The following is a 22,523-nucleotide window of genomic DNA, read 5'->3' as shown; positions in this document are numbered from 1 at the left end:
TTCTATTGCTCCTTATCGGCTCTGTCCAATCTTTCCGGAGCTGACACTCCCAAGATTCCGAGGCCGTTTTTGAAGACTTGCTGGACTGCCAACAATAAAGCGAGACGAGCGTTTCTTGTCTTCTCATCCTCAACGAGTACTCTTTCAGAATTGTAGAAAGAATGGAACTTGGATGCCAGATCAGACAAATACGCAACTAAGCTGTGAGGTGCAAGTTCGTTTGCGGACGAGGCAAGAACATTCGGGTAGTCAGAGAGCAAATTCATCAAAGCAAGCTCGGAAGGAGCTGTTAAAACGCTTAGATCGAAGCTTGAGGCCTGCTGTTCGCTCGGAACCTTGAATCCTTTTTCCGCAGCTTGCGCAAAAATGGAGCAAATGCGGGCATGAGCGTATTGAAGGTAATACACCGGATTTTCATCAGACTGACTTTGGGCCAAATCGATATCCAGATTGAATTCTGCGTCGCTCTTTCTGTTAACTAAGAACAAACGGGCAGCGTCTTTTCCAATCCAGGTTATCAGATCACGCAAAGTTACATAGGTTCCGGCTCTCTTACTCATCTTTACTTCTTGACCGTCTTTGATGACGTGAAGCATCGTATGAAGAAGATATGCAGGGAAATCTTTTGGAACTTCAAAGTTGAAAGCAGGGGCCGCCGCCTGAATGCCGGCACGGACACGTGCTACTGTACCGAAGTGGTCTGTGCCTTGAATGTTCAAAGCTTTCTTGAATCCTCGTTCAAACTTGTTGAGGTGATAAGCCACATCAGGAACGAAATATGTGTAAGTGCCGTCAGTCTTCTTTACGACACGGTCCTTATCATCGCCGAAATCTGTGGATTTAAACCACAGTGCACCGTCTTTCTCGTAAAGCTTGCCGGCTTTATCGATGGCTGCAACCGCGTTCTGAACTCTCCCGTCTCTATATAAAGAGCTTTCTAAGAAATAGTTATCAAAGGAGACGCCGAAAGCTTGGAGATCGTTGTATTGTTCGTTTCTCAGATAAGCAACAGCGTACTTACGAATGTTTTCTAGATCGTCGATATTACCGCTGCTGTGAATTGGTTCACCGTCGAATGCAGTGAAGCTTTCTTTATCCAGATATTTCTGGGCGATATCGCGAATATATTCGCCTTGATAGCCGTCTCCTGGGAATTTGACATCTTTACCCAAAATTTCTTTTGCTCGAGCCTGGACGCTGTCGGTTAATTTCTGGATCTGAACACCAGCATCGTTGTAATAGAACTCGCGGCTGACAACCCATCCTTGAGACTTAAACAAATTGGTCAACACATCACCGAGGGCACCCTGGCGAGCGTGACCTAAGTGAAGAGGACCGGTTGGATTCGCAGAAACAAACTCAATAAGAATAGTTTTATCTTTGTCGGTTGGAAGACAGCCGAATTTGGCTCCTTCTTCCAAAACAACCTTCACGACTTCCTGCTTTGCGTGATCGGACAAAGTCATGTTGATGAAGCCCGGACCGGCAATTTCTATATTTTTAAAGAATGTCTTGGTACCGGGCTGTGCATTGATCTTTTCAACAAGCTGTGCGGCGATATCACGAGGTGCTTTCTTCATAGCTTTGGCGCACTGTAATGCCACAGTGCAGGCCACATCGCCATGAGCAGCTTGCTTCGGCTTCTCCAGGATAACCCTTGCAGTTTCTGGAGCACCAATTTCTTTCAGGGCCTCTGTGAAGAGGCTCGAGATATAGTCTTTCTGAGTATTAAGCATTTTTTGAAGACGCTCTCTTATTCTTCAGCTTTCTTAGAAAAAGTGATCGAGGCAAAAGCAGAGTGATTATGAATAGACTCAAAGTTTTCTGCTTCCACTGTGAAGGAGAGAATTGCCGGTTCGTCTTGGCAAAGGATGGCGACATCTCTGACTAAGTCTTCAACGAACTTCGGATTTTCGTAAGCATGTTCAGTAACATATTTTTCGTCAGAACGTTTCAAAAGACCCCAAACAGGACAGGAAGCTGAAGATTCAATCATCTCAATTTGCTTTTCAATTGCAAAATTGGTTTCGAGCTCCGCATTGATAGAAACTAAAGAACGCTGGTTATGTGCACCATACTTACTGATTTCTTTGCTGCATGGGCACAAACTTGTTACCGGAGCTTCAACTTTCTGATTAATTTTGATATGGCCGTTTTTGGCCTCGGCAACTAATCGAACCTGATAGTTCATTGTGCTGTGAAGTTCAGAAACCGGGGCGGCTTTTTCCATAAAGAACGGAAAGGTAAGACTGATATAACCGCCATCAGCTTTTAGAGAGGAAAGCATCTGTGCCATTACATCAGTTAAAAGAGTAGGGCAAAAAGGCTTATTAATGCTTTCGAGTAATGTCCAGAAGCGGGACATATGGGTGCCTTTTTTGTCTGCCGGCAAAGAAACGTACATTTCTACATCGGCTACAGTGTGCTGGGAACCCAGAACAGTCTTAACTAAAATCGGGGTTTTGATCCCTTTGACCCCAACTTTTTCAATAGGAATATTACGGCGGTCGAGAGAGGATTGAACGTCCGGAAGGACCATCAAATCATTACTTGTCATTTTTTCCTCAAAAGGTCTGGAAAGACCCGTACCAAAACAAAGATAGTTGTCAAGTATACCTTGAATCGAGAGTGAACTTTTTTCATAATCGAGGATCTTTGGGTTCATCCGAAGGTAGACGGATTTTTTAACAAAAAAACTTTTGAAATTTTCCTGTAAAGTGACGTAGATTAACAATCAGTCATGAGTTGACAATTAATTTACAAGGAACGTGATGAACTATCCGATAAAAAAAATTATCTGGGTAGCGGCGGCCGTGGCAGTAATTGTGCTGTTAGCTATGTTTGTTATTCCGGTTATCAGTGCTCTGCTTCTGGGATTCTTCGGAGTTTGTGCTTTGTTGGCAGCTTCTCGTTGGATTGCGGGAGTTTTTAATAAAAATGAGCCAGAAGAAGATAGATACGACACCAATTATCAGGATCACTCTTCAAACCGTGGTTCCCGCAGACCTGCCAGAATCGGCAGAACGAGACAAGAGATAGAAGACGCCGAAGTCATTAAAGACGAAATAAACGGCAGAAGATAATTTAATTTAGAAATGGAAAAACAAAACGAATCCTTTAATTCCAATAAGAAAATCCGTCTTAAAGATACGAGGATTGCCTACTATTGGAATCTAGTACTTTATATCCTGTCGGCGGTGACATTTGCCGACGGATTGGTTAGCCTCTCTTCAAAAATTTGGGGTGGGGCTCTGAATGATTTTGGACTGACTCTAGTTTTCCTTGTTCTGAGCACAAGAGGGGAACAAATCGCAGCCTACGCCTACATTAAAGACCCTGAGCAGAAGGATAAAGTCATTAGAGCCTTAGTTGAAAATGAAAAAACTAGGAAGCCCTGGCTCGGAAGAATTTCTGCAGTAGGTTGGGGTTTGATGTTTGCCGGAATTGCGATTGAGTTGCTAATGTAAAGAAACCTGTGTTAGAATGGCAGTTTCCTTTTCGGAGGGGTGCCCGAGTGGCTAAAGGGGGCAGACTGTAAATCTGTTGGCGCACGCCTACGATGGTTCGAATCCATCCCCCTCCACCAATAGGAAACAAAATATTTCAAAAAATTAACGCTTGACTTGACAAGTCCTAAAAACTTGTTAAAATCTCCGACTCTCTGATACATGGAGGGGTGCCCGAGTGGCTAAAGGGGGCAGACTGTAAATCTGTTGGCGCACGCCTACGATGGTTCGAATCCATCCCTCTCCACCAGTATTCTGAGTTGAAACTAAAGTAACTTCGGTTGTAGTTTCGCGGGTGTAGCTCAATGGTAGAGCAGAAGCCTTCCAAGCTTACGACGAGGGTTCGATTCCCTTCACCCGCTCCATCGCCCATGTGGCTCAGTGGTAGAGCACTCCCTTGGTAAGGGAGAGGTCACGCGTTCAATCCGCGTCATGGGCACCAGATTTATATACGAGATTTTTTAATACATCTGCAAAGGCAGAATTCAGGAGCTACACATGGCAAAAGAAAAATATGAGCGTACCAAGCCTCATGTTAACGTAGGCACCATCGGTCACGTTGACCATGGTAAGACAACTCTTACAGCTGCTATTACTTCCGTTCTTTCTCAGAAGTTCGGCGGTGAAGCAAAAGCATACGACCAGATCGATGCTGCTCCTGAAGAAAAAGCTCGTGGTATTACTATTAACACAGCTCACGTTGAATACGAAACAGAACATCGTCACTACGCTCACGTAGACTGCCCGGGCCACGCTGACTATGTTAAGAACATGATTACCGGTGCTGCTCAGATGGACGGCGCTATTTTGGTTGTTTCCGCAGCTGACGGTCCTATGCCTCAGACACGTGAACACATCCTTCTTGCCCGTCAGGTAGGTGTACCTTACATCATCGTTTACATGAACAAGTGCGACTTGGTTGACGATGAAGAACTTCTCGAATTGGTTGAAATGGAAGTTCGCGAATTGTTGAGCAACTACGACTTCCCAGGCGATGACATTCCAATCATCAAAGGTTCTGCTCGTATGGCTCTCGACGGCGACAAAGGTCCGATGGGCGAACAGTCCATTCTTAAGTTGGCTGACACACTTGACAGCTACATTCCGACACCGGAACGTGCTATCGATCAGCCGTTCCTTATGCCGGTTGAAGACGTATTCTCCATCTCCGGCCGCGGTACAGTTGTTACCGGCCGTGTAGAACGCGGTGTAATCAAAGTTGGCGACGAAATCGAAATCGTTGGTCTTCGTCCGACAGCTAAGACAACATGCACAGGCGTTGAAATGTTCCGTAAGCTTCTTGACCAGGGTCAGGCAGGCGACAACGTCGGTATTCTTCTCCGCGGTACAAAGCGTGAAGAAGTTGAACGCGGACAGGTATTGGCTAAACCGGGCACAATCACACCTCATACTGAATTCCAGGCAGAAGTGTACGTATTGAGCAAGGAAGAAGGCGGCCGTCACACACCGTTCTTCAAAGGCTATCGTCCACAGTTCTACTTCCGTACAACAGACGTAACAGGCACAATCCAATTGCCGGAAGGCGTTGAAATGGTTATGCCAGGCGACAACATCCGCATGGACGTTCAGTTGATCGCTCCGATCGCTATGGAAGAAGGTCTTCGTTTCGCTATTCGTGAAGGCGGCCACACAGTTGGTGCTGGTGTTGTCTCCAAGATCGAAGGTTAATAACAAAATATTAGGGGTATAGCTCAATTGGCAGAGCGACGGTCTCCAAAACCGTAGGTTGAGGGTTCGATTCCTTCTGCCCCTGCCACTAAAAAACACCGCGATCCCTTAGTGGATCGCGGTTTGTTTACCGGGAAACCGGTGAGAGATAAAGAATGAGTATGCAAAACGCAAAGCCGGTAGAGTCCAAGAGTGGAATTGCTTTAATGGCAGTGGCAATTGTCATTGCATTAAGCGGTGTTTTCGCTTTTGCTCTTCTTGCTGATCAACCGGCTTTAGTCAGAGTTGGTGTTCTTCTTGGCTGCATTCTCGTCGGTGCAGTTATTGGTTGGTTTAGCGCACCTGGTAAAGAGTTCGCAGCTTACTGCAAAGCCTCTTACGAAGAACTGCGCAGAGTAGTCTGGCCAACCAGGAAAGAAACAGTGAACACAACAGGTATCGTATGTGCTTTCGTTGTCGTTGTTGCTTTCTTCCTTTTCTTGGTTGATTCTCTTATCGATTTGGCTCTCCGTTTGCTTATCTAGGAGACAAAGATGACAGGCGATAAAAAGTGGTACGTTATTCATACGTACTCTGGAATGGAAAAAAGTGCTGAAACCGCACTTAGAGACAGAATCAAAAGGGCTGGTTTAGAAGACGCTTTTGATGAAATCCTAGTCCCGACCGAAGATGTTTCCGAAGTAAAAGACGGAAAAAAACGTGTGTCTACACGTCGTATGTACTCCGGATACATATTTGTTAACATGTTAATGAACGACGAGACTTGGCATTTAGTCAAAAATACGCCTAGAATAACGGGCTTTCTCGGTGGTTCTGCAAACAGACCTACTCCGCTTCCTACTAAAGAGATTGAAGAAATCAAGAAGAGAATGGAAGATAGAACCGATACGCCAAGACCTCGCTTTCAGTTTGAGGTTGGTGAAGAAGTTCGAATCACTAGCGGTCCGTTTGCTGATTTCGAAGGCTATATCGACGAAGTCAGCTACGAGAAAAACAAACTTGTTGTTATTGTTTCAATCTTCAGCCGTGATACGCCTGTTGAATTGGCTTTTAACGAAGTTGAAAAGATCTCCTAGTATTTATTTCTTAGTCCGGGAATAAATACGTTTTTGTGGACTTTACCTCGGGGAGCTTATCAGAGCGTCTTACCCGTAAGGAAAATAAATGGCAAAGAAAATTGTAGGCTTTATTAAGCTTCAAGTGCCGGCAGGAAAGGCTAATCCTTCTCCTCCGATTGGTCCGGCTTTAGGTCAGCGTGGCCTCAACATTATGGAATTCTGCAAGGCATTTAATGCCAAGACCCAAGGTGTTGAACCTGGTCTCCCAATTCCAGTTGTGATCACAGCTTATGCCGATAAGAGCTTCACATTCATTATGAAGACTCCTCCGGCCACTATCTTGATCAAGAAAGCTGCTAAGATTCAAAAGGGTTCCGCACGCCCTCATACTGACAAAGTTGGCAAAATCACTCGTGCACAGGCAGAAGAAATCGCTAAGACAAAGATGCCTGACTTGACCGCTGCTGATATGGACGCCGCTGTGCGTACAATCGCTGGAAGCGCACGTTCAATGGGTATTACGGTTGAAGGAGTGAAATAATGGCAAAACTTGGAAAGCGTGAAAAAGAGAACAACTCCAAAGTTGAAGCTCAGAAATTCTATTCCATCAACGAAGCTCTCGAATTAGTTAAGGCTCTTGCTAACGCTAAGTTCGATGAATCCGTTGATGTTGCCGTTCAGCTCGGTATCGATCCTCGTAAGAGCGACCAGGCTGTTCGCGGTGCAGTTGTTATGCCTGCCGGTACAGGCAAGACAGTAAGAGTTGCTGTTTTTGCTGCTGGTGCTGCTGCTGAAGCTGCAAAAGAAGCCGGGGCCGATGTTGTCGGTTTGGAAGATCTTGTTGCTTCCGTTAAAGGTGGTAATCTCGACTTCGACGTTGTTATTGCTGAACCAAGTGCTATGCGCTTTGTCGGTCAGTTAGGTCAGATCCTCGGTCCACGCGGATTGATGCCTAACCCGAAAGTCGGAACCGTAACACCGAATGTTGCTCAAGCTGTTAAGAATGCTAAAGCAGGTCAGGTACAGTTTAGAGCTGATAAAGCTGGTATTATCCATGCCCCAATCGGCCGTGCTTCTTTTGAAGCCGACAAATTGTTGGTTAACGTCAAGGCTCTTATCGAAGCTTTGAACAAAGCTAAACCAGCTTCATCTAAGGGTGTTTACCTCCGTAAGCTTGCTGTCTCTTCAACCATGGGCCCTGGCGTCAAGGTTGATGTTCAGACACTTGCTTAATAGGTATTCACTTTTTAAGTAAAGAACTTTGGGTTACAGTCTCTCAGGAGACTGTAGCTATCAAAGACCGCCGGAAGGTGTCAACCCTTAAATAACATTAGTTGTCCGGCGCAGATGGCAACCGAAGAGAGATTCTGCGTTGTGTCCTCCGTAGGAGGCAGAATTGTTAGGCTCTCGGAGCGAGCCGGTTATGTTGAACCGGTGCTGATTTATTCAGCACCTCTGAGTGGAGCAGACCATGGGTCTTAATAGACAAGAAAAGGCTGACATGATCAAAGAAATCAGCGAAATCGTAGCTGATACTGAGGGTCTTGTTATTGCTGAATTCCGTGGGCTGACCGTAGATGCAGCTACTCAATTACGTGCTGAAGCACGTAAAAAAGGTGTGAAGTTGCGTGTACTTAAGAACACTCTGGCTAGAAGAGCTGTTCAGGGAACTCCTTTCGAAGGACTTGCCGATCAATTCGTCGGTCCTCTCGTTTATGGTTTCTCTGCTGATCCAGTTTCAGCTGCCAAAGTGATGTCTGACTTTGCTAAGACAAATCAAAAGCTTGTCATCAAAGCCGGTGCAATGCCTAACAGCGTCCTTGATGTTGAAGGTGTTAAGCAGTTGGCCTCTATGCCGAGCAGAGAAGAACTCTTGGCTAAGTTGATGGCCACTATGAACGAACCTGTTGCTAAGTTCGTACGTACACTCAATGAAGTACCTGCACGTTTGACAAGAACAGTTGCTGCAGTGCGCGATGCCAAACAGGCCGCTGCCTGATTTTGAATTAAATTTTTTATTTATACACAACGTATTTGGAGTTAAAAATGGCTTTGTCCAAAGAAGAAATCCTTGACGCAATTGCGTCCATGTCCGTTCTCGAAGTTTCCGAACTCATCAAAATGATGGAAGACAAGTTCGGTGTTTCCGCTGCTGCTGCCGCTGTTGCAGTTGCTGCTCCTGCTGCTGGCGCTGCTGCTCCTGCAGAAGAAAAGACTGAATTCGACGTAGTTCTTTCTGAAATCGGTTCCAACAAGGTCGCTACAATTAAGGCCGTTCGTGAATTGACAGGTCTTGGCTTGAAAGAAGCTAAAGAACTCGTAGAATCCGCTCCTAAGGCTGTTAAGGAAGGCTTGCCAAAGGCTGAAGCTGAAGAAGCTAAGAAGAAACTCGAAGCAGCTGGTGCTAAGGTTGAATTGAAGTAATTCTTCATATATAATATCCGACTCCGTTGATTTTACGGGGTCGGAGTTTAGAATCCTTCGTATGTGTCTGATTTTAAAGATATATACGAAGTCTTCTAAAGACTGTAGTTACAAGACAAATTGAATATTGCCGCGCAGAGAGTCCCAATAATGGGACTCGGCGTGGCTATTCGTGTCTTGTGTTTACGGATTTAGGAATTTTACTGTCTCTTCCGAACGGAGTGTTCATGTCGTACTCGTTCACTGAAAAGAAGCGCATCCGGAAAAGCTTTGCAAAGCGTCCGAGCGTGCTTGAAGTGCCCTCTTTGCTTGAAACTCAATTGCATTCCTATCGCGAGTTCCTTCAGCAGGATGTACCGGCTGCTGAGCGTCGTGATGAAGGCTTGCAAGGAGCTTTCACTTCCATTTTCCCTATCACTAGCCACAATGGTTTGGCAAGGCTTGAATTCCAAGAATACGTTCTCGATGAACCTATTTTTGACGTCGCAGAATGCCAGCTTCGTGGCTTAAATTATTGCTCAAGACTTCGCGCAAAAGTTCGCTTAGTCATCTTCGACAGAGATTCTCCTAAACAAAGTTCTGTAAAGGAAGTCAGAGAGTCCGAAGTTTACATGGGCGAAATCCCATTGATGACGAACAAAGGCTCTTTCATCATCAACGGTACCGAACGTGTTATCGTTTCTCAGTTGCACCGTTCTCCCGGAGTGTTCTTTGAACATGATAAAGGTAAAACACATAGTTCGGGTAAAAAATTATTTAGTGCTCGGATTATCCCCTACCGTGGTTCTTGGTTAGACTTCGAATTCGACGCTAAAGACATTCTGCATTTCCGTATCGACCGCAGACGCAAGATGCCTGGCACCATTATGCTCAAGGCACTCGGTATGACACCGGAAAGCATTTTAGCCCAGTTCTACGACTTTGATAAGTTCCGTATGACTCCGGGCGGTTACGCTATGGCTATCGTTCCTTCCCGTCTTCGCGGCGAAGTCGCTCGTTTCGACATCACAGACAAAGACGGCAAGGTTGTCGTTGCTAAAGATAAACGAATCAACGCTAAGCACGTCAGAGATATCGAAAAATTAGGCATTACTGAACTTCAGGTTCCGGAAGATTTCTTGATCGGCAAAGTTCTTGCTAAGAACATTTACGATGAGGATACCGGTGAAATTATTGCAAATGCCAACGAAGAAATTACCGAGAAGCTTCTCGAAGTTTTCAAAGAAAAAGGAATCCTCGATTTCGAAACTCTCTATATCAACGAGTTGAATCGCGGTCCATACATTTCCGATACTCTTCGTTTAGACGAAACACCGGATCAGCTTTCTGCCAGAGTTGCTATCTACAGAATGATGCGTCCGGGCGAACCACCGACAGAAGAGGCTGTTGAAACACTCTTCCGCCGCTTGTTCTTCGATAACGAAACATACGATTTGTCCAAAGTCGGCCGTATGAAGATCAATTCCCGTTTCGAACGCGGAACTGAACAAGGTCCTATGACATTGGAACCGGAAGACATTATCGACACAATGAAGCTTATTGTTAAGCTCCGTAACGGTGAAGGCACGGTCGACGATATCGATCACTTGGGAAATCGCCGTGTCCGCTGCGTCGGTGAATTGACAGAAAACCAATTCAGAGCCGGTTTGGTTAGAGTTGAACGTGCCGTTAAGGAAAGATTGGGTCAAGCCGAATCCGATAATTTAATGCCGCATGACTTGATCAACAGTAAACCAATCAGCGCCTCCATTCGTGAATTCTTTGGCTCTTCTCAGTTGAGTCAGTTTATGGATCAGACAAATCCATTGTCTGAAATCACTCATAAGAGAAGAATTTCCGCTTTAGGCCCCGGCGGTTTGACACGTGAAAGAGCAGGCTTCGAAGTTCGAGACGTTCATCCGACCCACTACGGTCGTGTTTGCCCAATTGAAACCCCTGAAGGTCCGAACATTGGTTTGATCAACTCTCTGGCTCTTTATGCGAGATTGAACGATTATGGTTTCTTAGAAACCCCGTACCGCAAGGTGATTGACGGCAAAGTAACAAACGAAATCGCTTACTTATCTGCAATCGACGAAGGCAACTACATTATTGCTCAGGCTAACGCATCTTTGGATTCCGAAGGCAATTTGACTGACGAACTCGTCAGCTGCCGAGACAAAGGTGAATTCGTTCTGATGCGTCCGGAAAGAGTCCAGTATATGGACGTTGCCCCGGCTCAGATCGTTTCCGTTGCTGCTTCTTTAATTCCGTTCCTTGAACACGATGACGCAAACCGCGCTTTGATGGGTTCCAACATGCAGCGTCAGGGTGTGCCTTGCTTGCGTCCTGAAAAACCGGTTGTCGGTACTGGTATTGAAAGAACAGTAGCCGTCGATTCCGGAACAACCGTTCGCGCAGAAAGAGGCGGTATCGTTGATTCCGTTGATGCTAATCGTATTGTTGTCCGTGTCAATGACGATGAAAACGTTGTAGGCAGAGTAGGTGTTGATATCTACAACTTGCAGAAATTCACCCGTTCAAACCAAGGGACTAACATTAATCAGCGTCCTATAGTCAACCCCGGCGATAAAATTTCCAAGGGTGACGTAATCGCTGACGGTGCTTCTACTGACTTAGGTGAACTTGCTCTCGGTCAGAACATGATTGTCGCCTTTATGCCATGGAACGGCTACAACTACGAAGACTCTGTGATGGTCAGCGAAAAGGTTGTTGCAGACGATAGATATTCTTCCATCCATATCGAAGAACTCACAGTTTCCGCTCGTGACACTAAGCTCGGCAACGAAGAAATCACTCGCGATATTTCCAACTTGAGTGAAAACCAAATTAACCGCCTTGACGAATCCGGCATCGTTTATATCGGAGCTGAAGTTAAGGCAGGTGATGTGTTGGTTGGTAAGGTAACACCGAAGGGTGAGACCACACTTACCGCTGAAGAAAAACTCTTGAAGGCGATCTTCGGTGAAAAAGCCAGCGATGTTAAAGATACGTCTTTGCGTGTTCCAAGCGGCATGGTTGGTACCGTTATCGACGTTCAAGTCTTCACAAGAGAAGGCATCGAAAGAGACAAACGCGCTCAGTCAATTATTGACGAAGCATTGAAGCGTTATAGAACAAACTTGAACGATCAGCTTCGTATCGTTGAAAACGATGCATTCGAACGTTTGAGCCGTCAGTTGGTCGGCGCAGTTGCTCAGGGCGGTGCTAACGGTTTGACCAAGAACAAGAAGATCACCCAAGAATATCTTGACAACACAAATCCGCATTTGTGGTTCGATATTCGCTTAGCCGACGGCGAACTCCAGAAAGTTCTCGAAGACGTTCGTGTTTCTCTTGATGAAAAGAGAAAAGAATTCAACGCTGCTTTCGAAGAAAAGAAGAAGAAACTCACACAAGGTGATGAGCTTCCAGCCGGCGTTCAGAAGATGGTTAAGGTTTACATCGCTGTCAAACGCAGACTGCAGCCTGGCGATAAGATGGCTGGCCGTCACGGAAATAAGGGTGTGGTTTCTCGTATTACCCGCGTTGAAGATATGCCGTACATGGCCGACGGGCGTCCTGTCGACATCGTTTTGAACCCCTTGGGCGTTCCTTCCCGTATGAATATCGGTCAGGTTCTTGAAGTCCACTTGGGTTGGGCAGCTTTCGGCTTGGGCTGGAGAATTGAAGAAATGCTCAAGCAGGAAAGAACCAAGCAGGTTGGTCAGTTAAGAGAATTCTTGGCTGAAATTTACAACCGCAGCGGTAAGAAGGAAGATTTGGATTCCTTAACGGATGACGAAATCATCAATCTTGCTAAGCATTTAAGAAAGGGCGTTCCATTCGCAACCCCGGTTTTCGACGGTGCCAGCGAAGAAGATATTAAGGAAATGCTGAACTTAGCTTTCCCGGATGAAACTGCTAAGAAATTGCAGCTGACCCCATCCAAAACACAGGCTCAGTTGTTTGACGGCAGAACAGGCGAACCGTTTGACAGACCGGTTACCGTCGGTGTTATGCACTATCTCAAGCTGCACCACTTGGTTGACGATAAGATGCATGCTCGTTCAACCGGACCTTACTCTTTGGTTACACAACAGCCGTTAGGCGGTAAGGCACAGTTCGGTGGTCAGAGATTTGGTGAAATGGAAGTCTGGGCTTTGGAGGCTTACGGTGCCAGCTATGTTCTGCAGGAAATGCTGACTGTGAAGTCTGACGACGTCACAGGCCGTACAAAACTTTACGAAAACATTGTTAAGGGTGACCAAGTAATTGATGCCGGAATGCCGGAATCTTTCAATGTGTTGGTTAAAGAAATTCGTTCACTCGGTATCGACATCGATCTTCACCGAGACAAGGATACAAAGTAAATGACAATACCTTTACATTCTCTATTCAGCAAAGTTGAACAGGACGAACCTTTTGACGCAATCAAAATTGGTATTGCGTCTCCTGAAAAGATTCGTTCCTGGTCCTATGGTGAAGTCAAAAAACCCGAAACAATTAACTATAGAACTTTCAAACCGGAACGCGACGGTTTGTTCTGCGCAAAGATTTTCGGGCCGGTAAAAGACTACGAATGTCTATGCGGAAAATACAAGAGACTTAAGCATCAAGGCGTCATCTGTGAAAAATGCGGCGTTGAAGTCACATTGTCTAAAGTTAGACGTGAGCGCATGGGCCATATCGAATTGGCCAGCCCCGTTGCTCACATTTGGTTTTTAAAGAGCTTGCCTTCCCGTATGGGTATGGTTCTCGATATTCCATTGAGAGATATCGAAAGAGTACTTTACTTCGAAGCTTATATCGTTGTTGATCCAGGCATGACTGAGCTCAAACGCGGCCAGTTGATGACTGAAGACGACTACTTCGCAAAGACTGAAGAATACGGTGATGAATTCAAGGCGATGATGGGAGCTGAAGCTATCCGTGAATTGCTTTCTTCCATCAACATCGATGAAGAAGTTCATACCCTTCGTCAGGAACTGCAGGAAACAACTTCTGAAGCTAAGCTCAAGAAGATTGCTAAGCGTTTGAAGGTTTTGGAAGGATTCCAACGTTCCGGCATCAAACCGGAATGGATGGTTATGGAAGTTCTCCCGGTTCTTCCTCCGGATCTTCGTCCGTTGGTTCCATTGGACGGCGGCAGATTCGCTACCAGTGATTTGAACGATCTCTACAGAAGAGTTATCAACCGTAATAACCGCTTGAAGAAGCTTCTCGAGCTCAAAGCTCCGGATATTATCGTCCGCAACGAAAAGCGTATGCTTCAGGAAGCTGTTGACTCTTTGCTTGATAACGGCAGACGCGGCAAGGCTATGTCCGGCCCGTCTAAGCGTCCGCTTAAATCCTTGGCTGACATGATCAAGGGTAAAGGCGGCCGCTTCCGTCAGAACTTGTTAGGTAAACGTGTTGACTACTCCGGACGTTCCGTTATTACCGTCGGTCCGTACCTCAAACTGCACCAATGCGGTCTTCCGAAGCTGATGGCTCTTGAATTATTCAAGCCGTTCATCTTCAATAAGTTGGAAAGCCGCGGTTTAGCTACAACCATCAAAGCAGCTAAGAAGATGGTTGAAAACCAAGAACCGGTAGTTTGGGATATTCTTGAAGAGGTCATTTATGAGCACCCGGTTATGCTTAACCGTGCTCCGACTCTTCACAGACTCGGTATTCAAGCTTTCGAACCGCTTTTGATTGAAGGTAAAGCTATCCAACTTCATCCGCTTGTCTGCGCAGCGTTCAACGCTGACTTCGACGGTGACCAGATGGCTGTTCACGTACCGCTTTCTTTAGAAGCTCAATTAGAAGCTCGTTCTTTGATGTTGGCCTCCAACAACGTGTTGTTCCCGGCTAACGGCGATCCATCCATCGTCCCATCTCAGGATATCGTGCTTGGTCTTTATTACTCTACTCGCTCCCGCATCAATGCGAAGGGTGAGGGTATGTTCTTTGCTGATATCGGAGAAGTTGAGAGAGCTTTAGCCAACAAGGTTATTGAACTTCAGACACGCTGCACAGTCAGAATTAAAGAATTCGATGTTGCTGAAGACGGAACAAAGACACCGCGTATAGTTCGTTATGAAACTACAGCCGGCCGTGCTTTACTTTCAGAAATTCTTCCTCCGGGTCTTTCTTTCTCTGTCCTCAACAAGACTTTGAAGAAGAAAGAAATCGCCAAGTTGATTAATATGGCTTTCCGCCGCTGCGGCTTGAGAGAGACAGTTATCTTTGCTGACAAGCTTATGCAGAGAGGCTACCACTTGGCTACTATCGGCGGCTTGTCTATCGCTATCGGTGACATGATTGTTCCGGAAGCTAAGAACAAGCTCGTTCACGAAGCAGAACAAGAAGTTAAAGAAATCGAAGCTCAGTACACTTCCGGTCTTGTTACTTCCGGCGAACGTTATAACAAGGTCGTTGATATTTGGGGTCGTACTTCCGACCAAGTCGGTAAGGTTATGATGGAAGAAATTTCCAAAGAACCGGTTATCGACCGTCACGGCAACAAGACAACACAAGAGTCTTTCAACTCCATCTACATGATGGCTGACTCCGGTGCTCGTGGTTCTGCTGCTCAGATTCGTCAGTTGGCCGGTATGCGTGGTTTGATGGCTAAACCGGACGGTTCCATTATTGAAACTCCGATTACCGCGAACTTCCGTGAAGGTTTGAACGTTTTGCAGTACTTCGTATCAACCCACGGTGCACGTAAAGGTTTGGCTGATACCGCTTTGAAGACCGCTAACTCCGGTTACTTGACACGTCGTCTCGTCGACGTTACTCAAGATTTGGTTGTTACGGAAGACGATTGCGGAACTCACCATGGCGTGATCATGAAAGCCCTGGTTGAAGGCGGTGACGTTGTTGAAGCTTTGGGTGATCGTGTTTTAGGACGTGTTGTTGCACAGGACGTTCATAACCCGGATACACAGGAACTGGTATTCGAAGCCGGTCATCTCATTACTGAAGACGACGTCGAAACAATTACTAAGCTCGGCATCGATGAAATGATGGTCCGCACACCGCTTACCTGCGAAACTCGCTATGGTCTTTGCGCTAAGTGCTACGGACGTGACCTTGGCCGCGGTACATTGGTTAACACCGGTGAGGCTGTTGGGGTTATCGCTGCCCAGTCAATTGGTGAACCGGGAACTCAGTTGACAATGCGTACCTTCCACATTGGTGGTGCCGCTTCCCGTACCGCTGTTGCCAGTAACGTTGAAACCAAGTCTGCCGGTACTGTCCGTTTCACAAGCTCTATGAGATATGTGACGGGCGAAAAAGGAAATAAGGTTGTTATTTCCCGCTCCGGTGAAATCGTTATTGAAGGTGTTAACGGCCGCGAAAAAGAACGTCATAAGATTCCTTACGGCGCCAACTTGCTCGCTATTGACGGACAAGAAGTTAAGGTTGGTACTGAATTGGCCAACTGGGATCCGTTGACACGTCCGATCGTTACTGAATATGCCGGTGTCGTTAGATTTGCTAACGTTATCGACAACGTAACGGTTAAGAGCCAGGTTGATGAAGTTACAGGCTTGAGCTCTTTGGTTGTTATCGAAGGAAAACACTCTGCCTCCAGTAAGATTGGACGTCCGATGATTCAGTTGTTGGACGAAAACGGTGAACTCGTTAAGATTCCTGGAACAGAACACCCAGTAAGTATTCAATTGCCGGTAGGTGCTCTTATTACCGTTCATGACGGCGATAAAGCCAGCGTCGGTGACGTTTTAGCCAGAATTCCGACAGAAAGCCAGAAGACTCGTGATATTACCGGCGGTCTGCCGCGTGTTGCTGAGTTGTTCGAAGCTCGTTCTCCGAAGGATGCCGGTGTGTTGGCTGAAGCCAGCGGTACCGTTACTTTCGGTAAGGAAACCAAGGGCAAACAGCGCCTCATCATTACCGATACTGAAGGTAAGGAACATGAATTCCTTATTCCGAAGGACAAGACAATTCTTGTTCACGACGGTCAAGTTGTTCATAAGGGTGAAGTCATTGTCGACGGTCCTGCCGATCCGCATGATATCCTTCGCTTGAACGGTATCGAAGCTTTGGCTCGTTACGTTGTTGATGAAGTTCAGGACGTTTATCGTCTGCAAGGTGTGAAGATTAGTGATAAGCACATCGAAGTTATTGTTCGTCAGATGCTTAGAAGAGTCATCATTACTGCTTCAGGCGATACCAAATTCATCAACGGTGAACAGGTCGAACGCAGTGAAATGCTCGATGAAAATGAAAAGATGCTTGCCGAAGGCAAACGTCCGGCTGCCTACGATAATCTCCTCTTGGGTATTACAAAGGCCAGCTTGTCTACCGATTCGTTCATTTCCGCCGCTTCCTTCCAGGAAACAACTCGTGTTCTTACAGAAGCCGCTATTATGGGCAAACGCGATGAACTCAGAGGCCTGAAAGAAAACGTTATCGTCGGCCGCCTGATTCCTGCCGGTACTGGTCTTGCATATCACAAGGCACGTCACCAGAAGGATCCTTTCCCATTCGATAATGAAATCGTAAATCATGACAGAATGTACGAAGATCCTAAGGAAAATTTGGTTAAGAGAGCCGAACCAGCGAATGCTATTGACCATACACTTACTAAGTAATTAGTAAAACCGTAGGCTAAGAAGAGAGCCGGGTGATGAGCCCGGCTTTCGTATTTTTGGAAAAAGAACACTCTGTAATTTTGTAAAAAATTCTGAATCGTGAAATTCCTCTTTGAATTCATTTGACTTTTCAAAAAAAAAGAGTGAAAATACAGCACTTTTTTGGAAACCCGCGACGGGATCCGCGTTCTTTGATAGGCTTCTCTGCCAGTTCTAAATGCGCGATCCGGCGCAGCTCCCCTAAAAGTGTTTTTACTAACCCCCACTCCTTGAGTGGTTTTTCTAATCGTTACGGACTATATGCCGACCATTAACCAATTAGTGCGTAAGCCTCGCGAGAGAGCTATCGAGAAGAGCAAGAGCCCTGCGCTCAAAAACTGCCCGCAGAAGCGCGGCGTTTGCACCCGTGTATACACAACAACTCCGAAGAAGCCAAACTCCGCTCTTCGTAAAGTTGCTAAGGTACGTTTGACCAACGGTATCGAAGTCATTTCTTACATCGGCGGTGAAGGCCACAACCTCCAGGAACACAGTGTTGTTCTTATTCGTGGCGGCCGTGTGAAAGACTTGCCAGGTGTTCGTTACCACGTTGTACGCGGTTCTCTTGATACACAAGGTGTCAAGGATCGTAAGCAATCTCGCTCCAAGTATGGCGCAAAGCGCCCCAAGAAGGCTTAACCGGCTCGCACCCGGGATACGGTCACTTTTTATGACCGAGTAAGTCGCAGTTCATTGGAATTGCAATATTTTTTAACTGACTGAAGACAGAATTGAGGTAAAAATGCCCCGTCGTCGCGAAGTACCAAAACGTGAAGTATTACCAGATCCAAAGTTTGGTTCTGTAGAAATCACAAAATTCGTCAACATGATTATGCTTGATGGCAAGAAGGCCGTTGCAGAAAGAATCGTGTATGGCGCTTTAGAAGAAATTCAGACAAAGTCTGGAAAAGATCCATTAGAAGTTTTTACAACCGCCCTGAACAATGTTCGTCCGTTGGTTGAAGTTAAGTCCCGCCGTGTTGGCGGTGCTAACTACCAGGTCCCGGTTGAAGTTCGCCCTGTTCGCCGTTTAGCTTTGGCTATGCGCTGGTTGCGCGAAGCCGCTAAAGGCAGAAGCGAAAAATCCATGCCGCAGCGTTTGGCTGGCGAGCTCATCGACGCTTCCGAAGGCCGTGGCGGCGCTATGAAGAAACGTGAAGAAGTCCATCGTATGGCTGAAGCCAACAAGGCCTTCTCTCATTTCCGTTTTAACTAATTTTAGTAACTGGGGGAGGGTACCCTTCCCCTAATTAGAGGTAGATAACATGGCTCGTAAAACTCCGATTGAGCGCTATCGCAACATCGGTATTTCCGCCCACATTGACGCAGGAAAAACAACCACTACTGAACGTATTTTGTTCTACACCGGTGTAAACCATAAGATCGGCGAAGTTCATGATGGAGCCGCTACCATGGACTGGATGGAGCAGGAACAGGAACGTGGTATCACCATTACATCTGCTGCTACAACAGCCTTCTGGCGTGGTATGGACATGAACCATCCAGAACACCGTATCAACATCATTGATACCCCGGGACACGTTGACTTCACAGTTGAAGTTGAACGTTCCATGCGTGTTCTTGACGGTGCCTGCATGGTTTACTGCGCTGTAGGCGGTGTACAGCCTCAGTCTGAAACCGTTTGGCGTCAGGCCAACAAGTACAAAGTTCCACGTCTTGCTTTCGTAAACAAGATGGACCGCACCGGTGCGAATTTCTACAAAGTATTTGACCAGATGAAGTCGCGCCTTAAAGGCAATCCTGTACCTATCGTTATTCCAATCGGTGCTGAAGACACTTTCAAAGGCGTTATCGATTTGGCCAAGATGAAAGCCATCATTTGGGACGAATCTTCCCAAGGTATGAAGTTCGCTTTCGAAGAAATTCCTGAAGAATTGAAGGAAGAAGCCGAAAAGTGGCGCAGCTACATGGTTGAAGCAGCTGCTGAATCTAGCGAAGAATTGATGGATAAGTACCTCAATGACGGTGACCTCTCTGAAGCTGACATCATTAAAGGCTTGAGAACTCGTACAATCGCCGGTGAAATTCAGCCGATGCTTTGCGGTACAGCTTTCAAGAACAAAGGCGTTCAGAGAATGCTAGACGCTGTTATTGAACTGCTTCCAAGCCCGGTTGATATTCCCGATGTTGAAGGTATTGATCCGGATACAGACGAGCCTGCTACCAGAAAAGCTGACGACAAAGCTCCGTTCTCTTGTTTAGCATTCAAGATCATGACTGACCCGTATGTCGGCCAGCTCACCTTCTTGCGTGTTTACTCCGGCGTTGTTAACTCCGGCGATACAGTTCTTAACTCCGTCAAGAACAAGAAAGAAAGAATCGGCCGTTTGCTTCAGATGCACGCTAACGAACGTAAAGAAATCAAAGAAGTTCTTTCTGGCGACATCGCTGCTGCTGTTGGTCTTAAAGAAGTTACAACAGGCGATACACTGTGCTCTATCGAACATCCAATTATTCTCGAAAGAATGGAGTTCCCGGAACCGGTTATTTCTCAGGCTGTTGAACCCAAGACTAAAGCTGACCAGGAAAAAATGGGTCTTGCTTTGAATCGTTTGGCTCAGGAAGATCCTTCCTTCAGAGTTAAGACAGACGAAGAAAGCGGCCAGACCATTATTTCTGGTATGGGCGAACTTCACTTGGATATTCTCGTAGACCGTATGCGCAGAGAATTCAACGTTGAAGCTACAGTCGGCAAACCACAGGTTGCCTACCGTGAAACAATCCGCGGTGTCGCAGAAAACGCTGAAGCTAAGTTCGTTAAACAGTCCGGCGGCCGTGGTCAGTATGGTCACGTTGTTCTTAAGCTCGAACCAAATCCTGGCAAGGGCTACGAATTCGTTGACGCCATCAAGGGCGGTGTTGTTCCACGCGAATACATCCCAGCTGTTGAAAAGGGTATCGAAGACACAATGAAGTCTGGTGTTCTCGCTGGTTACCCGGTTGTTGACGTTAAAGCCACATTGCATTTCGGTTCTTACCACGAAGTGGACTCCAACGAAAATGCATTTAAGATGGCTGGCTCCATGGCATTCAAGGAAGGTATGAGACAAGCTCAGCCAGTTCTTCTTGAACCAATTATGGCTGTTGAAGTTGAAACTCCTGAAGAAAAGATGGGCGACGTTATGGGCGACTTGTCCTCCCGCCGTGGCATGATTCAGGGTATGGAAGATCTTCCTGGCGGCGGAAAAGCTGTTAAGGCAGAAGTTCCACTGTCCGAAATGTTCGGTTATGCAACTCAGTTGCGTTCCTTGACACAAGGCCGTGCTTCCTACACTATGGAATTCAAGCACTACGCTGAAGCTCCTAAGACAGTTGCCGAAGCAGTTATTGAAGCAAAAGCTAAGTAATTAAGTTTTAATCTAGATTTGATTTAAAAGGATCCAGAAATGGCAAAAGAAAAGTATGAACGTACCAAGCCCCACGTAAACGTTGGTACTATTGGTCACGTTGACCATGGTAAGACAACTCTTACAGCTGCTATTACTTCCGTTCTTTCTCAGAAGTTCGGCGGTGAAGCAAAAGCATACGACCAGATCGATGCTGCTCCTGAAGAAAAAGCTCGTGGTATTACTATTAACACAGCTCACGTTGAATACGAAACAGAACATCGTCACTACGCTCACGTAGACTGCCCGGGCCACGCTGACTATGTTAAGAACATGATTACCGGTGCTGCTCAGATGGACGGCGCTATTTTGGTTGTTTCCGCAGCTGACGGTCCTATGCCTCAGACACGTGAACACATCCTTCTTGCCCGTCAGGTAGGTGTACCTTACATCATCGTTTACATGAACAAGTGCGACTTGGTTGACGATGAAGAACTTCTCGAATTGGTTGAAATGGAAGTTCGCGAATTGTTGAGCAACTACGACTTCCCAGGCGATGACATTCCAATCATCAAAGGTTCTGCTCGTATGGCTCTCGACGGCGACAAAGGTCCGATGGGCGAACAGTCCATTCTTAAGTTGGCTGACACACTTGACAGCTACATTCCGACACCGGAACGTGCTATCGATCAGCCGTTCCTTATGCCGGTTGAAGACGTATTCTCCATCTCCGGCCGCGGTACAGTTGTTACCGGCCGTGTAGAACGCGGTGTAATCAAAGTTGGCGACGAAATCGAAATCGTTGGTCTTCGTCCGACAGCTAAGACAACATGCACAGGCGTTGAAATGTTCCGTAAGCTTCTTGACCAGGGTCAGGCAGGCGACAACGTCGGTATTCTTCTCCGCGGTACAAAGCGTGAAGAAGTTGAACGCGGACAGGTATTGGCTAAACCGGGCACAATCACACCTCATACTGAATTCCAGGCAGAAGTGTACGTATTGAGCAAGGAAGAAGGCGGCCGTCACACACCGTTCTTCAAAGGCTATCGTCCACAGTTCTACTTCCGTACAACAGACGTAACAGGCACAATCCAATTGCCGGAAGGCGTTGAAATGGTTATGCCAGGCGACAACATCCGCATGGACGTTCAGTTGATCGCTCCGATCGCTATGGAAGAAGGTCTTCGTTTCGCTATTCGTGAAGGCGGCCACACAGTTGGTGCTGGTGTTGTCTCCAAGATCGAAGGTTAATTTAGTCAAGTAATTTCGCGGGTCAGAAATGGCTTCTGACCCCTCGCTCTTTAAAGGATAAATAATGCAAAGCCAACGCATTCGTATTCGCCTCAAGGCATTTGATTACAAGTTGATCGATCAATCCGCTCTTGAGATTGTTGACACTGCTAAGAGAACAGGCGCTTTAGTTAGAGGTCCAGTTCCTCTTCCTACAAGAATTCAGCGCTTTGATATTCTCCGCAGCCCGCACGTCAACAAGACAAGCCGTGATCAGCTTGAAATCAGAACTCATCAAAGATTGATGGACATCATCGATCCGACTGACAAAACAGTTGACGCTTTGATGAAACTCGACTTGCCTGCTGGCGTCGATGTCGAAATTAAAGTTCAGTAATACTTGACTGAAACCAAGAGCCTCCATTTTTATGGAGGCTTTTTTCACTCGATGAATTTTTAAACTCTCACACCGAAAGTGAGTAGCATCGTAAGGTTCCCATGGCTCGATAAGAGCCGTGGATTTTCCGGCATTAGCTCTCTGCTTGCAATTGTTTGTAGGTAGACGGAAGCCATGGCTTGAGGTCGTAATCTTCCAGTCCGTGCTTGAAGTCCAAGGAACCTATCTTCTTGGTTTTATCGTGT

18 protein-coding genes and 5 tRNA genes are annotated in these 22,523 nt (G+C 46.4%); 21 read left to right on the top strand and 2 right to left on the bottom strand.

What is annotated here, in order from left to right; all coding sequences use genetic code 11:
• Positions 1-2: 2 nt before the first annotated feature.
• The gene (gene argS / locus ADH67_RS03440; RefSeq protein WP_066594848.1) at positions 3-1,736 is read right to left on the bottom strand and encodes an arginine--tRNA ligase; all 1,734 of its coding nucleotides are present in this window, start codon (positions 1,734-1,736) and stop codon (positions 3-5) included.
• A gap of 17 nt (positions 1,737-1,753) precedes the next feature.
• Entirely contained in the window at positions 1,754-2,557 is an 804-nt protein-coding gene (gene folE2 / locus ADH67_RS03435; protein ID WP_066594850.1) for a GTP cyclohydrolase FolE2, read from the bottom strand.
• Between the two features lie 214 nt (positions 2,558-2,771).
• Between folE2 and ADH67_RS03430 the strand changes: the two genes are divergently transcribed.
• From ADH67_RS03430 to rpsJ, 21 genes are all read left to right on the top strand, one after another.
• Positions 2,772-3,083, top strand: coding sequence for a hypothetical protein (locus ADH67_RS03430; RefSeq protein WP_066594851.1), 312 nt, complete (start codon positions 2,772-2,774; stop codon positions 3,081-3,083).
• A gap of 12 nt (positions 3,084-3,095) precedes the next feature.
• The gene (locus ADH67_RS03425; RefSeq protein WP_066594853.1) at positions 3,096-3,467 is read left to right on the top strand and encodes a hypothetical protein; all 372 of its coding nucleotides are present in this window, start codon (positions 3,096-3,098) and stop codon (positions 3,465-3,467) included.
• Between the two features lie 33 nt (positions 3,468-3,500).
• Positions 3,501-3,586 (top strand) — tRNA-Tyr (locus tag ADH67_RS03420).
• Positions 3,587-3,670: 84 nt separating this feature from the next.
• Positions 3,671-3,756, top strand: a tRNA-Tyr gene (locus tag ADH67_RS03415).
• A 41-nt stretch (positions 3,757-3,797) separates the two neighbouring features.
• Positions 3,798-3,871, top strand: a tRNA-Gly gene (locus tag ADH67_RS03410).
• A 2-nt stretch (positions 3,872-3,873) separates the two neighbouring features.
• Positions 3,874-3,948 (top strand) — tRNA-Thr (locus ADH67_RS03405).
• Between the two features lie 56 nt (positions 3,949-4,004).
• A complete protein-coding gene (gene tuf, locus ADH67_RS03400) occupies positions 4,005-5,195 on the top strand; it encodes an elongation factor Tu (protein WP_066594855.1) in 1,191 nt (396 codons plus the stop codon).
• 12 nt (positions 5,196-5,207) lie between these two features.
• Positions 5,208-5,283 (top strand) — tRNA-Trp (locus ADH67_RS03395).
• 67 nt (positions 5,284-5,350) lie between these two features.
• On the top strand, positions 5,351-5,719 hold the full coding sequence (gene secE, locus ADH67_RS03390) for a preprotein translocase subunit SecE (protein ID WP_066594858.1): 369 nt from the start codon (positions 5,351-5,353) through the stop codon (positions 5,717-5,719).
• A gap of 9 nt (positions 5,720-5,728) precedes the next feature.
• On the top strand, positions 5,729-6,271 hold the full coding sequence (gene nusG, locus ADH67_RS03385) for a transcription termination/antitermination protein NusG (RefSeq protein WP_066594860.1): 543 nt from the start codon (positions 5,729-5,731) through the stop codon (positions 6,269-6,271).
• Positions 6,272-6,359: 88 nt separating this feature from the next.
• A complete protein-coding gene (gene rplK, locus ADH67_RS03380) occupies positions 6,360-6,794 on the top strand; it encodes a 50S ribosomal protein L11 (protein WP_066594862.1) in 435 nt (144 codons plus the stop codon).
• The gene (gene rplA, locus ADH67_RS03375; protein ID WP_066594864.1) at positions 6,794-7,486 is read left to right on the top strand and encodes a 50S ribosomal protein L1; all 693 of its coding nucleotides are present in this window, start codon (positions 6,794-6,796) and stop codon (positions 7,484-7,486) included. The genes rplK and rplA overlap by 1 nt, the downstream gene beginning before the upstream one ends.
• Before the next feature lie 238 nt (positions 7,487-7,724).
• On the top strand, positions 7,725-8,252 hold the full coding sequence (rplJ, locus tag ADH67_RS03370) for a 50S ribosomal protein L10 (RefSeq protein ID WP_066594866.1): 528 nt from the start codon (positions 7,725-7,727) through the stop codon (positions 8,250-8,252).
• Between the two features lie 47 nt (positions 8,253-8,299).
• Positions 8,300-8,677, top strand: a complete 378-nt coding sequence (gene rplL / locus ADH67_RS03365) for a 50S ribosomal protein L7/L12 (protein ID WP_066594868.1) — start codon at positions 8,300-8,302, stop codon at positions 8,675-8,677.
• 227 nt (positions 8,678-8,904) lie between these two features.
• Positions 8,905-13,029 carry a DNA-directed RNA polymerase subunit beta gene (gene rpoB / locus ADH67_RS03360; protein ID WP_066594869.1) on the top strand — a complete coding sequence of 1,375 codons (4,125 nt, stop codon included), beginning with the start codon at positions 8,905-8,907 and terminating at the stop codon, positions 13,027-13,029.
• The gene (gene rpoC, locus ADH67_RS03355; RefSeq protein ID WP_169711906.1) at positions 13,030-17,265 is read left to right on the top strand and encodes a DNA-directed RNA polymerase subunit beta'; all 4,236 of its coding nucleotides are present in this window, start codon (positions 13,030-13,032) and stop codon (positions 17,263-17,265) included.
• Between the two features lie 300 nt (positions 17,266-17,565).
• The gene (gene rpsL, locus ADH67_RS03350; protein WP_066594870.1) at positions 17,566-17,943 is read left to right on the top strand and encodes a 30S ribosomal protein S12; all 378 of its coding nucleotides are present in this window, start codon (positions 17,566-17,568) and stop codon (positions 17,941-17,943) included.
• A gap of 103 nt (positions 17,944-18,046) precedes the next feature.
• Positions 18,047-18,520 carry a 30S ribosomal protein S7 gene (gene rpsG / locus ADH67_RS03345; RefSeq protein WP_066594871.1) on the top strand — a complete coding sequence of 158 codons (474 nt, stop codon included), beginning with the start codon at positions 18,047-18,049 and terminating at the stop codon, positions 18,518-18,520.
• 49 nt (positions 18,521-18,569) lie between these two features.
• Positions 18,570-20,672 (top strand): elongation factor G, encoded by a 2,103-nt coding sequence (gene fusA / locus ADH67_RS03340; RefSeq protein WP_066594872.1) that lies wholly within the window; start codon positions 18,570-18,572, stop codon positions 20,670-20,672.
• A 39-nt stretch (positions 20,673-20,711) separates the two neighbouring features.
• Positions 20,712-21,902: an elongation factor Tu gene (gene tuf, locus ADH67_RS03335; RefSeq protein ID WP_066594855.1), complete on the top strand. Its 1,191-nt coding sequence runs from the start codon at positions 20,712-20,714 to the stop codon at positions 21,900-21,902.
• Positions 21,903-21,966: 64 nt separating this feature from the next.
• Positions 21,967-22,278, top strand: a complete 312-nt coding sequence (rpsJ, locus tag ADH67_RS03330) for a 30S ribosomal protein S10 (RefSeq protein WP_066594877.1) — start codon at positions 21,967-21,969, stop codon at positions 22,276-22,278.
• The last annotated feature ends 245 nt before the right edge of the window (positions 22,279-22,523 follow it).

Source organism: Turicimonas muris, assembly GCF_002221595.1.
GTDB lineage: Bacteria > Pseudomonadota > Gammaproteobacteria > Burkholderiales > Burkholderiaceae_F > Turicimonas > Turicimonas muris.
This window is presented reverse-complemented; position numbering and strand designations above follow the sequence as displayed.